Source organism: Streptomyces cyaneofuscatus (assembly GCF_042718795.1).
GTDB lineage: Bacteria > Actinomycetota > Actinomycetes > Streptomycetales > Streptomycetaceae > Streptomyces > Streptomyces cyaneofuscatus_A.
This window is the reverse complement of record NZ_JBHXOX010000008.1, coordinates 251979-265104: the sequence shown is the minus strand read 5'-3', so window position 1 is coordinate 265104 and position 13126 is coordinate 251979. Positions and strand designations below refer to the sequence as shown.

The window sequence follows — 13126 nt, the reverse complement described above, 5'->3', positions numbered from 1 at the left end:
CGGGAGTCTAGGCCCTGATAAACGCCCAGTAAGCAGCCGCGTCGCACACAGGTGGGGTTATCCCTACTTCACCCCACCTACGAGCCCCATGGCGTGCGCGGACACCGCCCGGCAGGCTGGTGCCATGACCATGAGCCCTTCCGTGACGGCCCCCGACCGGCCGCCGCCCGCCCGCCTCGCCTTCGACCGGTGGACCTGGCGGGAGATCGCGCATCTGCTGGCCGATCTGCCGTTGGCCATCGCCGGTTTCGTCTACGCACTCCTCGTGATCACCGTCGGTGTGGGCCTCTCCGTCACCGTGATCGGACTGCCGGTGCTCGTCAGCGGGTTGCGGGGCGCGCGGTGGCTGGGCCGGGTGGAGCGGGGCCGGGCGCGGTCGTTGCTCGGGGTGCGGATCGAGGAGCCGAGCCCGTTGCCGCGCGGCCGGGGGGACGAGGGGGTGTTCACCTGGCTCTGGTCGGGGCTGAAGGACCCGGTGGGGTGGCGTTCCCTGCTGTACGCGTTCATCCGGCTGCCGTGGGGGGTCCTGACGTTCGGGGTGACGTTGGTGAGCCTGATCGTGCTGTGGCCGGTCCTCCCGTTCATCGCCCGCGGGCTGACCACGGCCGACCGGGCGATGGTGCGGGGGCTGTTGTCGCCCTCGGACGAGCTGGAGCGGCGGATCGCGGAGCTGGAATCGGACCGGGGCGTGGTCGTGGACACCGCAGCCGCCGACCTGCGCCGGATCGAGCGGGACCTCCACGACGGCGCGCAGGCCCGGCTCGTCGCCCTGGCGATGGGGTTGGGGCTGGCGAGGGAGAAGCTGACGCACGATCCGGAAGCGGCCGCCCGGATGGTGGAGGAGGCCCATGGTGAGGTGAAGGTCGCCCTTCAGGAGTTGCGCGACCTCGCCCGGGGTATCCATCCCGCTGTCCTCACCGATCGCGGTCTCGACGCCGCCCTCTCCGCCATCGCCTCCCGCTGCACGGTCCCCGTCACGGTGTCGGTGGATCTGCCGGGGCGTCCGGCGGAGGCGATCGAGGGCATCGCCTACTTCACCGTGTCGGAGCTCCTTCAGAACGTCAGCAAGCACAGCGGTGCCGGGTCCGCCTCCGTCGAGGTGTGGCGTGCGGCGGACCGGTTGCTGATCCAGGTCACGGACGACGGTTCGGGCGGCGCGCGGATGGACGGCGGTACGGGCATGGCGGGGCTGGCCGAGCGGCTGGGGGCGGTGGACGGGCTGTTCGTCCTGGACTCCCCGGTGGGCGGGCCGACGTCCGTCACCGCCGAGCTGCCCTGGCGCGACCGGGTCCCGGCGGAGAGCCGGGCCTCCTGAGCGCTCCGCCGGCGTACGGGGGTGGGGAAAACCCCCGTACGGATACGGAGACCGGCCACATGGTGCCGGGGAGGGCGGCCCAGCACCCTTGAAGGAGCACAGCTTGAAGCAGCACAGCTCGACGTGACACGTCTCGACGTGACACGGCTCGACGCAGCACGGTCTGCGGCGGATGAACACGGGCGCGGAGCAGGGACGCGGAACACCCCGCCGATCGACAGAAGAGACGGAACGGACGGCACTCATGGCCACGGCATACGGACCGGACACCCGGGACCACAAGGGATCGGGCACGCGCGGCCACACAGGTCAGGGCGCTGGGCCCCAGGGGCAGGCCCCGGTGAAGCACTTCTTCCCGGCGGCGCTGCGGGCGCCTCTGGAGGCGCGCAGTTGGCGCGAGCTGCTCTATGTCCTGCTGAGCCTGCCGCTCAGCACGGCGATGTTCGTCTTCGCGATCACCATGACCTCGGTCAGCGCCGGCCTGCTCATCACCTTCGTCGGGATCCCCCTGCTGGCCGTCGGCCTGGCCGCCTGCCGGGGCTTCGGGGTGATGGAGCGGGCCCGGGCGCGCGGGCTGCTGAAGCTGGACGTGGCGGAGCCCGTGCGGGTGCGGGGGAAGAGCGGCGGCCCGATGTCGTGGATCGGTGCCGTCCTCAAGAGCGGGGTCTCCTGGCGTCACCTTCTTTACGCGCTGCTGCACTTCCCCTGGGCCGTGTTCACGTTCTGCGTGTCGGTGACGTTCTGGACGTACGGCCTGGCGGCGCTGACGTATCCGCTGTGGCACTGGGTGTTCCCCGTGTTCGCGGGCTCCGACGGCCTCCAGCTGTACGGGGACCGCACCCACACGGAGTATCTGGACTCGCCCGTCGAGCTGGCGGCGACGGGTGCGGTGGGTCTGGTGCTGGTGCTGGTGTCGCCGTGGATCGTGCGCGGGCTGGTCTCGGTGGACCGGCTGATGGTGTCCGGTCTGCTGGGCCCGTCGGCGCTCTCCGCCCGGGTCACGGAGCTGGAGTCGGACCGGGGCGTGGTCGTGGACACCGCAGCCGCCGACCTGCGCCGGATAGAACGGGACCTCCACGACGGCGCGCAGGCCCGGCTCGTCGCTCTGGCGATGGGGTTGGGGCTGGCGAAGGAGAAGTTCACCGACGACCCCGAGGCGGCCGCGCGGATGGTGGACGAGGCCCATGGTGAGGTCAAGGTCGCCCTCCAAGAGCTGCGGGACCTCGCCCGGGGCATCCACCCCGCCGTCCTGACCGACCGCGGTCTCGACGCCGCCCTCTCCGCCATCGCCTCCCGCTGCACCGTCCCCGTCACGGTCGAGGTGGACCTGGATGCCCGGCCCGCGCAGGCCATCGAGGGCATCGCGTACTTCACCGTGTCGGAGCTGTTGCAGAACGTCAGCAAGCACGCGCGGGCGACCCGGGCGTCGGTCGATGTGTGGCGGACGTCCGACCGGCTGATGCTCCAGGTCACGGACGACGGGCAGGGCGGGGCGTCCACGGCGGCCGGCAGCGGTCTGGCCGGGCTGACGGAGCGGCTGGACGCGGTGGACGGGGTCCTGGTGGTCCATTCACCGGCCGGCGGCCCGACGACGGTCACCGCGGAGCTGCCCTGGCGCGGCTGACCGCCCCTCGCCCCCATCGCCGCCCCTCGCCCCCGTCCGCCGACCCCGTCGCCGGTTCCGGGCCGGGGACGGGGTTTCCGTCCGGGTGGCCGGATCGGGCACGTTATCCACAGGGCCCCCATCCGCGCCCCGGGCCTGGGATGCTGAAGGTGTCGGGCGCGGTGCGCACAGAAGCACGGCGCCTCAGAGACTCAGGACAGCGGGGGACGCAGCGTCGTGCAGCACGTGGAGAACAGAGTGCGGGTAGTCATCGCCGAGGATTCGGTCCTGCTGCGGGAAGGCCTCACCCGCCTGCTCACCGATCTCGGGCACGACGTGGTCGCGGGGGTGGGCGATGCCGAGGCCCTGCTGAAGACCGTGGCGGACCTCGGGGCGGAGCGGGCGCTGCCCGATGTGGTGGTGGCCGATGTGCGGATGCCACCGACCCATACCGACGAGGGCGTTCGGGCGGCGGTGCGGCTGCGGAGGGAGTACCCGGGGATAGGGGTGCTGGTCCTCTCGCAGTACGTGGAGGAGCAGTACGCCACCGAGCTGCTGGCGGGCAGCAGCCGGGGCGTGGGGTACCTCCTCAAGGACCGGGTGGCCGAGGTCCGCGAGTTCGTGGACGCGGTCGTACGGGTGGCGCGCGGGGGGACGGCGCTGGACCCGGAGGTGGTGGCGCAGTTGCTGGGCCGCAGCCGCAAGCAGGACGTCCTGACGGGGCTGACGCCGCGCGAGCGGGAGGTCCTGGGTCTGATGGCCGAGGGCCGGACGAACTCGGCGATCGCCCGGCAGCTCGTGGTGAGCGACGGAGCGGTGGAGAAGCACGTCAGCAATATCTTCCAGAAGCTCGGGCTCTCGCCGAGCGACGGCGATCACCGGCGCGTCCTCGCCGTACTGACCTACCTGAACTCCTAGCAATCTGACACCCTGCCAGCTAGTTGCCCGACCCATCGGTGAGCGCCGGGTGAGCACCCGGCGTGCACCCTATGAATCCCCCCTGAGGGGTGTCCGGCGAGCCTCCGCCGGGCAGCTCTGGGCGGGAGGACCTAGCACCAAAGACCTACGAGCAGAGCACTTCCATCCAGCGATCGGGGGGCTTGAGAAAGATGATAAAACGGGCTAAAAAGGCGTCTCAAAACAGCGTCCACCATATGATCGGCCCCTGGAGGGCGAACCGCACGGACGTAGGGTTGCCTCTGGAGCCGCCGGCTGGCCGGACGGTTCCGAACCGCCGCCCCAAGGGAGGTCCAGTTCAGTGACGAGCCAGGTCAGTAGCGCGGAGAAGGCCGATGAGGCCAACGACGCCGTCCTCGGGGGGCAGCGCGCCCCCCTGTCAGGAACGACGGGAACCACCGAAGGCGACGGGAAAGAGGTCCGCCGCCTGGACCGGGTGATCATCCGTTTCGCGGGTGACTCGGGTGACGGGATGCAGCTCACGGGTGACCGGTTCACCTCGGAGACGGCATCGTTCGGGAACGATCTCTCCACCCTGCCGAACTTCCCAGCCGAGATCCGGGCCCCCGCAGGCACGCTGCCAGGGGTTTCTTCCTTCCAGCTCCACTTTGCCGATCATGACATCCTCACCCCCGGCGACGCACCCAACGTTCTGGTCGCGATGAACCCCGCCGCCCTGAAGGCGAACATCGACGACGTACCGCGCGGCGCGGAGATCATTGTCAACACCGACGAGTTCACCAAGCGCCCGATGGCGAAGGTGGGGTATGCGACCAGTCCGCTGGAGGACGGGTCGCTGGAGGCGTACAACGTCCACCCGGTGCCGCTGACGACGCTGACGATCGAGGCGCTGAAGGAGTTCGGGCTCTCCCGCAAGGAGGCCGAGCGGTCCAAGAACATGTTCGCGCTCGGGCTGCTGTCCTGGATGTACCACCGGCCGACCGAGGGGACGGAGACGTTCCTGCGGCAGAAGTTCGCGAAGAAGCCGCAGATCGCCGAGGCCAACGTGGCCGCCTTCCGGGCCGGGTGGAATTTCGGCGAGACGACCGAGGACTTCGCCGTCAGTTACGAGGTCGCTCCGGCCTCGCAGGCCTTCCCCACCGGCACCTACCGCAACATCTCGGGGAACCTCGCCCTCTCCTACGGCCTGATCGCCGCCGGTCAACTGGCGGATCTGCCGCTCTACCTGGGCTCGTACCCGATCACCCCGGCCTCGGACATCCTGCACGAGCTGTCCCGCCACAAGAACTTCGGCGTGCGCACCTTCCAGGCGGAGGACGAGATCGCCGGGATCGGGGCGGCCCTGGGCGCGGCATTCGGCGGGGCGCTGGGGGTGACCACGACCTCGGGGCCGGGTGTGGCGCTGAAGTCGGAGACGATCGGGCTCGCGGTCTCCCTGGAGCTGCCGCTGCTGATCATCGACATCCAGCGCGGCGGGCCCTCCACCGGCCTGCCGACCAAGACCGAGCAGGCGGACCTGCTCCAGGCGATGTACGGCAGGAACGGCGAGGCCCCGGTGCCGATCGTGGCCCCGCAGACCCCGGCCGACTGCTTCGACGCCGCGATCGAAGCGGCCCGCATCGCCCTGACGTACCGCACCCCGGTCTTCCTGCTCTCCGACGGCTATCTGGCCAACGGCTCCGAGCCGTGGCGCATCCCGGAGACCGACAGCCTGCCCGACCTCACCACCCCCTTCGCCACCGGGCCGAACCACACCCTGGCCGACGGCACCGAGGTCTTCTGGCCCTACAAGCGCGACCCGCAGACCCTGGCCCGCCCCTGGGCCGTCCCCGGCACCCCCGGCCTCGAACACCGCATCGGCGGGATCGAGAAGCAGGACGGCACCGGCAACATCTCCTACGACCCCGCCAACCACGACCTGATGGTCCGCACCCGCCAGGCCAAGGTCGACAACATCGAGGTCCCCGACCTCGTCGTCGACGACCCCGCCGGAGCGGCGACGCTGGTGCTCGGCTGGGGTTCGACGTACGGGCCGATCACCGCCGCCGTCCGCCGGCTCCGCGCCGCCGGGCAGCCCATCGCGCAGGCCCACCTCAGACATCTCAACCCCTTCCCGAGAAACCTCGGCGAGGTACTGAGGAGTTACGACAAGGTCGTCGTCCCGGAGATGAACCTCGGACAGCTCGCGATGCTGCTGCGGGCGAAGTACCTGGTGGACGCCCACAGCTACAACCAGGTCAACGGAATGCCCTTCAAGGCCGAGCAGCTCGCCACCGCTCTCAAGGAGGCCATCGATGCCTGACACCCAGGAACTGCTCCACAACGAGCTGCTGCAACTGGTGCCCAAGGCCGAGGCGAAACAGTCCATGAAGGACTTCAAGTCCGACCAGGAGGTGCGCTGGTGCCCCGGCTGCGGCGACTACGCCGTCCTCGCCGCGGTGCAGGGCTTCATGCCGGAGCTGGGACTGGCCAAGGAGAACATCACCTTCGTCTCCGGCATCGGCTGCTCCTCCCGCTTCCCGTACTACATGAACACGTACGGGATGCACTCCATCCACGGCCGCGCCCCCTCCATCGCCACCGGGCTCGCCACCTCCCGCCGCGATCTGTCGGTCTGGGTGGTCACCGGTGACGGCGACGCGCTCTCCATCGGCGGCAACCACCTCATCCACGCCCTGCGCCGCAACGTCAACCTCAAGATCCTGCTCTTCAACAACCGGATCTACGGGCTGACCAAGGGCCAGTACAGCCCCACCTCCGAGGTCGGCAAGATCACCAAGTCGACGCCGATGGGTTCGCTCGACGCGCCCTTCAACCCGGTGTCCCTCGCCATCGGCGCGGAGGCCTCGTTCGTGGCGCGCACGGTCGACTCCGACCGCAAGCACCTCACCAGCGTGCTGCGCGCGGCGGCCGAGCACCCGGGCACAGCACTGGTGGAGATCTACCAGAACTGCAACATCTTCAACGACGGCGCGTTCGAGGTCCTCAAGGACAAGGAGCAGGCCGCCGAGGCCGTCATCCGCCTCGAACACGGAGAGCCGATCCTCTTCGGTGCCGAGGGCACCAAGGGCGTGGTCCGCAACCAGGCCACCGGTGACCTGGAGGTCGTCGCCGTCACCGATGAGAACCGCTCGCAGGTGCTCGTCCACGACGCCCACGCCGACTCCCCGACCACGGCGTTCGCGCTCTCCCGCCTCGCCGACGCGGACACCCTGCACCACACCCCCATCGGGGTGCTGCGCAGCGTCCAGCGGCCCGTCTACGACACCTTGATGTCCGACCAGGTGGACGCCGCCGTGGAGCGCGACGGCAAGGGCGACCTCGGCGCACTCCTCGCCGGGGCCGACACCTGGACCGTCGTCGGCTGACCCCCCACGGCGTCACGGCGGAGGCCCGGCAGGGTCAGGGCAGAGGCCCGGACCCGATCCCCGAACAGATCGACCGGAACGACCGGAACGACCGGAACGACCGGAACGGGATCAGGGCCGGGCCTCGTCGTACGCCTCGCGCGCCGTCTGCACCGCGTCCACCTGGCGTTCGGTCCAGCGGGCGAGGGCCCACACCTGTTCGGCGGCCTCGGTGCCGAGCGGGGTGAGCGAGTAGTCCACCCGGGGCGGGATCACCGGCTTCGCGTCCCGGTGGACGAAGCCGTCGCGCTCCAGTGTCTGGAGGGTCTGGGCCAGCATCTTCTCGCTGACCCCGCCGATCGTGCGGCGCAGCTCGCTGAAGCGGTACGAGCGCTCCAGCAGGGCCGCCAGGACGAGGACGCCCCAGCGGCTCGTCACATGCTCCAGCACCCCTCGCGACGGGCACATCGGCTGGTTGACGTCCTGGATGGGCTTCGTGAGGCCTTCCAGGCCTACCGGACCCGTTCCCGTTCCAGTGCCACGCTCACTCACTCCCATGCCAGTACCTTACTTCAAAGTGGGTACTTTCCATTAGTTAGTGTCCGCCCTACGCTCGATCGGGAAAGCAGTCACCAACCGCAGGAGCCCCCCATGAGCATCGTCGTCACCGGAGCCACCGGAGAACTCGGCCGTCTCGTCATCGACGAACTGCTGGCCAAGGTCCCGGCCGGCGAGATCGTCGCGGTCGTCCGCAACAAGGAGAAGGCCGCCGCGCTCGCGGCCCGGGGCGTCGAGCTCCGTATCGCCGACTACGACCGCCCCGAGACCCTCGCCGAGGCCTTCCGCGCCGGCGACCGGGTGCTGCTGATCTCCGGCAGCGAGGTGGGCAAGCGGGTCGCGCAGCACTCCGCGCTCATCGACGCGGCCAAGGCGGCGGGCGTGGCGCAGCTCGCGTACACCGGCATCCTCGGCGGACCGGACGCGGACTTCCTGCTGGCCGAGGAGCACAAGGCCACCGAGCAACTGATCCTGGATTCCGGGCTGCCGTACACCTTCCTCCGCAACGGCTGGTACACGGAGAACTACACCGCCAACCTCGCCCCCGTCCTGGAGCACGGCGCGGTCGTCGCCAACGCGGGCGAGGGCAGGATCGCCTCCGCCTCCCGGGCCGACTACGCCGCCGCGGCGGCGGCCGCGGTGACCGGCGAGGGCCACCTCGGCAAGGCCTACGAGCTGAGCGGCGACACCGCCTGGTCGCTCGCCGAGTACGCGGCCCTGCTGTCCGAGCTGACCGGCAAGGAGATCACGTACAAGGAGGTCCCGGCCGCCGTGCACCAGGAGATCCTGGTCGGCGCGGGCCTGCCCGAGGGGTTCGCCGCGATCCTCACCGACGTGGACGAGGCCATCGCGCGCGGGCGGCTGGCGGGGACGAGCGGCGACCTGGCCCGGCTGGCCGGCCGCCCGACGACTCCGCTGGCCACGACCGTACGAGCGGCACTCGCCACCGCCTGATCCCTGACCCGCACCGCCCCTCCCGCACCGCCCCTCCCGCGCCTGCCAAAAGCGCCTGCGCGAGCGCCGGTCAGGAGCGCCTGTCATGAGTGTTTTCCTGAGACGGCTATGACACGAGGCCCTTCCGGCGTTACCGTCATGCCGTCGGGCAGACGCGCCGGCGCAGGTAGTCCGGGAGGGGCCCGTGAAGGGGAAGAACGAACAGCGGGCCGGCCTGCTGTACGGAGTCGGCGCGTACGGGATGTGGGGCATCGTCCCCCTCTTCTGGCCGCTCCTGAAGCCGTCCGGGGCGATCGAGATCCTCGCGCACCGGATGGTCTGGTCACTGGTCCTCGTCGGGATCGCCCTGCTCGTGGTCCGGCGCTGGGCCTGGATCGGCGAGCTGGCGCGCGACCCGCGCAAGCTGGGCCTCATATCGGTGGCGGCGGCGACCATCACCGTCAACTGGGGCCTCTACATCTGGGCCGTCAACAACGGCCAGGTCGTCGAGGCCTCGCTCGGCTACTTCATCAACCCGCTGGTCACCATCGCCATGGGCGTCCTCCTGCTCGGCGAGCGGCTGCGGCCGGTGCAGTGGATCGCGGTCGCCACCGGCCTGGCCGCCGTACTCGTCCTGGCGATCGGGTACGGGCGGCCGCCGTGGATCTCGCTGATCCTGGCGTTCTCCTTCGCCACGTACGGCCTGGTCAAGAAGAAGGTCAACATGGGCGGCCTGGAGTCGCTGGCCGCCGAGACCGCCGTCCTGTTCCTGCCCGCGCTCGGCTTCCTGCTCTGGCTGACGGCCACCGGCGCGTCGACGTTCACGGCCGGAGACGCGGGGCTGGGGCACGGGGCACTGCTCGCCGCGACCGGCATCGTCACGGCGGTCCCGCTGATCTGCTTCGGCGCGGCGGCGATCCGGGTGCCGCTCTCGACGCTGGGACTGCTCCAGTACCTGGCCCCGGTCTTCCAGTTCGCCCTCGGCATCGTCTACTTCCACGAGGAGATGCCGCCCGAGCGGTGGGCCGGGTTCGCGCTGGTCTGGCTGGCCCTGTCCCTGCTGACCTGGGACGCGTTGCGCAACGCCCGCCGCAACCGGGTCCTGGCGGCGAAGCTGCTGGCGACCGCCGCGGCGGCTGCGGCACCGGCGGCCCCAGCACATATGGCCCCGGAGGCCGTGACGTCGGAGGCCGCAGCCTCGGAGACGGCGACCCAACAAAAAATTACCTAGTTGCTTTTATTACTCAGTTACGTTTTCCTCGTGGCTCCGACGGAATCGTGACCGAGGAGAGCGACAGCCATGACCGACGACGTACTCATCGTGGGCGCGGGCCCCACCGGCCTGACCCTGGCACTCGACCTGGCCCGGCGGGGCGTCGCCGTACGGGTGGTGGACAAGTCCGCCGCCCACCCCCGCACCTCACGCGCCAAGGGTCCCAACCCCCGGTCGCTGGAGATCCTGGCGGACCTGGGAGTGGCGGACGAGGTGCTGGACGCCGGTTCGGCGCCGCTGCCCATGCGCGTGTACCGCGACCACCGCCCGGTCGCCGAGACCGACCCGTGGGCGGACGCGGCCCCGACACCGGCCGCGCGGTTCGACCGGCCGTGGCTGATCGCCCAGTGGCGGCTGGAGGAGATCCTGCGCGCGCGGCTGGCAGGTCACGGCGTCCACGTCGAGCTGGGCCGCGAGGTCGTGGGCCTGGCGGAGGGGGCCGACGGGGCGTACGTGGACGTGACGTTCGCCGGCGGATCGCAGGGCCGGGCGGAACGCGCGCGGTACGTCGTCGGGTGCGACGGCGCCCACAGCTCCGTACGCAAACTGCTCGGGATCACCTTCGACGGCACGACCGCCGAGGACCAGGTGATGGTCAGCGGCGATGTGGAGCTGGACCACGAGGAGCTGGACCACGTGGGCCTGGGGCGGGACCGGTGGCACCAGTGGTTCGACGAGGACGGGGCCGTGATGCTCTGCCCCATTCCCGGTACGCGGACGGGGTGGTGGTTCCAGGCCGGGCCCGAGCGGGACGAGCAGGGCCGGCCGCTCGCACCCACCCTCGACGGCTTCCGGCGGCTGCTCACCCGGCACACCGGCCTGCCGGGCCACCACCTGAGCCGGGCCGAGCTGCTGTCGACGTACCGGGTGAACGTCCGCATGGCCGACCGCTACCGGGTGGGCCGGGTCCTCCTCGCCGGCGACGCGGCCCATGTGCACGCCATCGCGGGCGGGCTCGGGATGAACACCGGGATCCAGGACGCGTTCAACCTGGGCTGGAAGCTGGGCCAGGTGCTCGCCGGGCAGGCGGAAGCGGCGCTGCTGGACACGTACGAGGAGGAGCGGCTGCCCGTCGCCGCCTGGACGCTGGACCTGGCCTCGGACCGGCTCCGGGCCACCCTGGAGGCGATCCGCGAACCGGGCGGGAACCTGAGTTCCGCGATGACCCCGGAGACGGCGGGACTCGGCATCGGCTACCGGTGGAGCAGCCTGGCGGACACGAAGGCGGGCGCAGGAGCGAACACGGACGCGGGCGCGGAAGCGGGCACGGGCACGGGAGCGGGCACGGGAGCGGGAGCGGAAGCGAAAACCGCGCCCGGCGGCCCGCGCCCCGGCGACCGCGCCCCCGATGCCCTCTGCCGGGACGCCGCGACCGGCGAGCGCACGCACCTGTACGGCACCTTCGCGGGCCCGCACACCACGGTCCTCGGCTTCGGCCCCGCGAGCACCGCGGTGCTGCGGGAGGTGGCCGCGTACGGTGCCGGGGTCCGCGCCTGCCGGGTGTACGGGGCCCGCGAGGAGCACGGCACGGCGGAGCCCGGTGCGGTGGTCGACGACCAGGGGCACGCGGCAGCCGCGTACGGCATCGGCGCAGGTGGAAGCGGTCTCGTCGTCATCCGGCCCGACCACCACGTGGGGGTGGTGGACCCGGCCGGCGACCCCGCTTCCGTACGGGAGTACCTGCGGCGGCTGCACGGGGCACCCGGCATGGTGGACGCGGTGCGATAAGGCTGATTGAGTGCGCGGATGGGGACTGTCCTGGGCGAGATGAGGCACGTGCGGTGGCACGAGCTGCAGCATGCGTACGGCTCCGCGTCCCAGGTTCCCGGCATGCTGTCGCGGATCGCCTGGGGTGACGGCCCGACCGCCGAGGACGCCCTGAGGGACCTGGACCAGTGGATCGGCGCCCCGGCCGTGTTCGACGCGACGGTGGCCGCGGTGCCGTTCCTGTGGGAGCTGGCGGCGACGGAGACGGTCAAGGACCGGGCGGGCGTGCTGGACCTGCTCGCCACGATCCTCGCCGCCGGCCACGCCCAGCACCCCGAGTGGACGCGCGCGGCGCACGAGGCGGTGGCGGAGGGGCGCCCGACGGCGGCCCGGCTGGCCGCAGGCGTCTCGCCTGCGCAGCCGCAGGCCGTACAGCAGCCCCAGGCCGTACAGGAGGCCGCCGCGCGGTTGCTGGCGGCGACGGACGGGCACGTGTGCGCCGCCTGCCGACCGCGTACGGACTGACGTCGGGGCGCGAGCACCGTGTCACGGGCGACCGGCCCCAAGTGCCCTACGGCCAAAGAGAGTTCAAGAGTTCGCCAAGACTTGGCCGACGCGAACGACCGGTAACGACAACGGAGTTACCGTCCGTGCGTGAAAACGACCCATCATGATCAAAACCGGGTGGCCACCAGCCGCCGCGCCCTGCTCCGCGCTTCCGTCGCCACCGCCGCGGTAGCCGCCGGAACCGGCCTCGTCACCGGCGCCTCCCCGGCCGGAGCCTCCCCGGCCGGAGCCTCCCCTGTCGACGCCTCCCCGTCCGGAGCCACCGCCTCCGGACGGCCCTCCCCCAGACCCGACACCCCTGCCGCCGCACTGGCGGAGCTCTCGGCGGGCAACCGGCGTTGGCGCACCCTGCACCAGCGGCACCCGCACGAGGCGCGCCCGCTGCGCCGGTCGCTGGTCTCCGGCCAGCACCCGTTCGCTCTCATCCTCGGCTGCATCGATTCCCGCGTACCGCCGGAGCTGGTCTTCGACCAGGGGCTCGGCGACCTGATGACCGTGCGCTCCGCCGGTGAGGTCCTCGACGAGGCCGTCCTCGGGAGCATCGCCTACGGAGTCCTGGAGCTCGGCATCCCCTTGGTCGTCGTCCTAGGCCACCAGGCGTGCGGGGCGGTCGCGGCCGCCGTGGAGGCGGAGGAGACGGGAGAGTCGCTACCCGCCCACATCCAGTACATAGCCGACCAGATCAAGCCCGCGATCGACCACGACCACCACGGCGACGCACGGGTGGACGCGACGATCGACGCGCAGGTGCGGCTGGTCCGTTCGCGGCTGTCGCGGGAGGCCGATCTCGCTGCCCAGGTGAACGCGGGCAAGCTGGCGATCGTCGGCGCACGCTACGAACTGAGCACGCAGTTGGTGCACCGGGTGAGGTGACCCCGCCGTCCCTCTCCGGCCCGCCGAACCCC

General features: G+C 71.3%; 11 protein-coding genes. 10 read left to right on the top strand and 1 reads right to left on the bottom strand.

Features of this window, described 5'->3' with window-relative positions; genetic code table 11:
* Nucleotides 1-124: 124 nt before the first annotated feature.
* The 5 genes from ACFWRT_RS11510 to ACFWRT_RS11490 all read left to right on the top strand — a co-directional run bounded on the left by ACFWRT_RS11510 (nucleotide 125) and on the right by ACFWRT_RS11490 (nucleotide 7204).
* A complete protein-coding gene (locus tag ACFWRT_RS11510; RefSeq protein ID WP_380953563.1) occupies nucleotides 125-1315 on the top strand; it encodes a sensor histidine kinase in 1191 nt (396 codons plus the stop codon).
* Nucleotides 1316-1559: 244 nt separating this feature from the next.
* Nucleotides 1560-2939: a sensor histidine kinase gene (locus tag ACFWRT_RS11505; protein WP_380953562.1), complete on the top strand. Its 1380-nt coding sequence runs from the start codon at nucleotides 1560-1562 to the stop codon at nucleotides 2937-2939.
* Between the two features lie 237 nt (nucleotides 2940-3176).
* Complete coding sequence (locus tag ACFWRT_RS11500; protein WP_380953561.1) at nucleotides 3177-3836, top strand: LuxR C-terminal-related transcriptional regulator; 660 nt, start codon at nucleotides 3177-3179, stop codon at nucleotides 3834-3836.
* A 340-nt stretch (nucleotides 3837-4176) separates the two neighbouring features.
* Nucleotides 4177-6138, top strand: coding sequence for a 2-oxoacid:acceptor oxidoreductase subunit alpha (locus ACFWRT_RS11495; RefSeq protein WP_380953560.1), 1962 nt, complete (start codon nucleotides 4177-4179; stop codon nucleotides 6136-6138).
* Entirely contained in the window at nucleotides 6131-7204 is a 1074-nt protein-coding gene (locus ACFWRT_RS11490) for a 2-oxoacid:ferredoxin oxidoreductase subunit beta (RefSeq protein ID WP_380953559.1), read from the top strand. Before ACFWRT_RS11495 ends, ACFWRT_RS11490 begins: the two co-directional genes overlap by 8 nt.
* Nucleotides 7205-7315: 111 nt before the next feature.
* On the opposite strand, the gene ACFWRT_RS11485 is transcribed toward ACFWRT_RS11490, so the two are convergent.
* Nucleotides 7316-7741, bottom strand: coding sequence for a winged helix-turn-helix transcriptional regulator (locus ACFWRT_RS11485; RefSeq protein ID WP_380953558.1), 426 nt, complete (start codon nucleotides 7739-7741; stop codon nucleotides 7316-7318).
* A gap of 93 nt (nucleotides 7742-7834) precedes the next feature.
* Here ACFWRT_RS11485 and ACFWRT_RS11480 point away from each other — a divergent pair, with 93 nt between their 5' ends.
* The 5 genes from ACFWRT_RS11480 to ACFWRT_RS11460 all read left to right on the top strand — a co-directional run bounded on the left by ACFWRT_RS11480 (nucleotide 7835) and on the right by ACFWRT_RS11460 (nucleotide 13094).
* A complete protein-coding gene (locus ACFWRT_RS11480) occupies nucleotides 7835-8695 on the top strand; it encodes an SDR family oxidoreductase (RefSeq protein WP_380953557.1) in 861 nt (286 codons plus the stop codon).
* Nucleotides 8696-8879: 184 nt separating this feature from the next.
* Complete coding sequence (gene rarD / locus ACFWRT_RS11475) at nucleotides 8880-9905, top strand: EamA family transporter RarD (RefSeq protein ID WP_380953556.1); 1026 nt, start codon at nucleotides 8880-8882, stop codon at nucleotides 9903-9905.
* A 69-nt stretch (nucleotides 9906-9974) separates the two neighbouring features.
* A complete protein-coding gene (locus tag ACFWRT_RS11470; RefSeq protein ID WP_380953555.1) occupies nucleotides 9975-11675 on the top strand; it encodes an FAD-dependent oxidoreductase in 1701 nt (566 codons plus the stop codon).
* A gap of 18 nt (nucleotides 11676-11693) precedes the next feature.
* Nucleotides 11694-12179: a hypothetical protein gene (locus ACFWRT_RS11465; protein WP_380953554.1), complete on the top strand. Its 486-nt coding sequence runs from the start codon at nucleotides 11694-11696 to the stop codon at nucleotides 12177-12179.
* 129 nt (nucleotides 12180-12308) lie between these two features.
* Nucleotides 12309-13094 carry a carbonic anhydrase gene (locus ACFWRT_RS11460; RefSeq protein WP_380953553.1) on the top strand — a complete coding sequence of 262 codons (786 nt, stop codon included), beginning with the start codon at nucleotides 12309-12311 and terminating at the stop codon, nucleotides 13092-13094.
* Nucleotides 13095-13126: the final 32 nt, after the last annotated feature.